1 protein-coding gene and 1 pseudogene are annotated in these 1,540 nt (G+C 67.1%); both read right to left on the bottom strand.

Annotated elements, in window-relative coordinates:
* Nucleotides 1-501, bottom strand: a pseudogene (locus I5M_RS20575) (hypothetical protein); the annotation flags it as partial.
* A gap of 114 nt (nucleotides 502-615) precedes the next feature.
* A partial coding sequence (locus I5M_RS20570; protein ID WP_022723119.1) for an NAD(P)/FAD-dependent oxidoreductase occupies nucleotides 616-1,540 on the bottom strand: 925 nt, incomplete at its 5' end.

Raw genomic sequence — 1,540 nt, 5'->3', positions numbered from 1 at the left:
CGAGGTGGTGGCGAGCGGACTGCCGGACAGCGCCCGCGTCAGCGTCGATTGCACCGTGATGGTCGGCAGCGAGCCGCCGTTCTGCTGATACACGTCGGCCTGAAAGCCGGCTGAGAAGCTGGTCAGTTCGACATCGCTCCAGCTGCCGCCGCCGAACTGCGACGACGTCGCGCTGAAACCGCCGTACAGCGACAGACGATCGTTGAGATCGACCGTGAGCGGGATGTCGAGCCCGGCGCCGCGGCTCGCCGGCAGCGACAGCGAAGTCGGCACCGCGGTGAAGCGCGACAGAGACGACAGCGTCAGACCGATATTGTCGCCGAAGCCGACCGACAGCACGCCGGCCGGGACGCTGGAGTAATAGCTGCGCAGATCGAGATAGACGTTGGGCTGCTGCGGCGCACCGTCGTCTTCGTCGTCAGCGTCCTTGGCGAGGGCTGCGCCGCCGAATTGCAGCACGAACAACGTCAGCATCAGGCTGCCGCAGGCGCCATACCGCACTCGCTCTGTCCAACTAGACGCCACGCCGCGACCCCACGCCCACCGTGCCGGCGTGACGGTCGCCGCGCCGGCGGCCGTTAGTAAGCCACAATGAGCCGGCCTGCGGCAACCGCATCAAGCGGCCGAGCGGGTTTTGGCTTGGGATAGCGGCTTTGCGGTCGCAGTCGCCCGGAGCTGGCGCACGACGCCCTGGCCGAGGCGCAGCAGGAAACGGAGCCAGCGCCTCGCCAGCCAGGTCGGGCCGTGCGAAGTGGACAATTTGCGCAAGTGAAACGCTTTGGTCTTGGAGCGGGCATCGACGGCCGATTTGACCGGATCGGCGTAGTAGGCAGCGATCTTGTCCACGCTCATGCCGGGTGTGGACAGCCATTGCGGGATGTAGGCGTGGCACAGCCGCTCGACGTCGGTGAAGACCTTGTCGGTGCCGGTGCCGCCGGCCGGGCAGGAGGTGGCGAAGGCGTCGCCGACGAGCACGATGCCGCGCTGCACATGGCCCTGGGCCTCGTAGAGGTCGGCCGGGCGGATACGGATCGGGCCAATTACTTTGAAGTCGCCGGTGACGCGCTCGAGCCGCGGCATCAGCTTACGCAGCGCCACTTCGGGCGTCTCGCGCATCAGCGTGAACCACGGATCGTCGAGCGGCCGGTAGACCATCAGATTGGCGCGCATCGAAGCGCCGATCGGGAACAGCGTCATGTACGCCATGCGATCGCGGGCGCGCTCGGCGTAGTAGGTCATGGCCGGGAAGTCGAATGCCGGGCGTCCGAGCGGCGCGAGGTCGAACCCGATGGTGATGGAATGCGAGGCGCTGATGACCTGGCTTTCGATGCCGAGCGTGCGGCGAAGGCCCTTGTTGAGGCCGTTGGCGACCACCACCAGCCGCGCCGAAATCTCCTGGCCGTCGGACAAGGTCACCCGCTGACGATCGTCAGACGTCGCGACCGCGACTGCCTTTTGCGGAAATGAACGCACGCTGGCTGGGATCTCGGCGCGCACCGCGTTGACGAGGTCGTGGTAGTGCACGCCGAGGTTCTCGCTC

It is taken from the genome of Rhodopseudomonas sp. B29 (genome assembly GCF_000333455.1).
Lineage (GTDB): Bacteria > Pseudomonadota > Alphaproteobacteria > Rhizobiales > Xanthobacteraceae > Rhodopseudomonas.
Note: the sequence above shows the minus strand (reverse complement) of the source record. Positions and strands in the feature narration are given on the sequence as shown.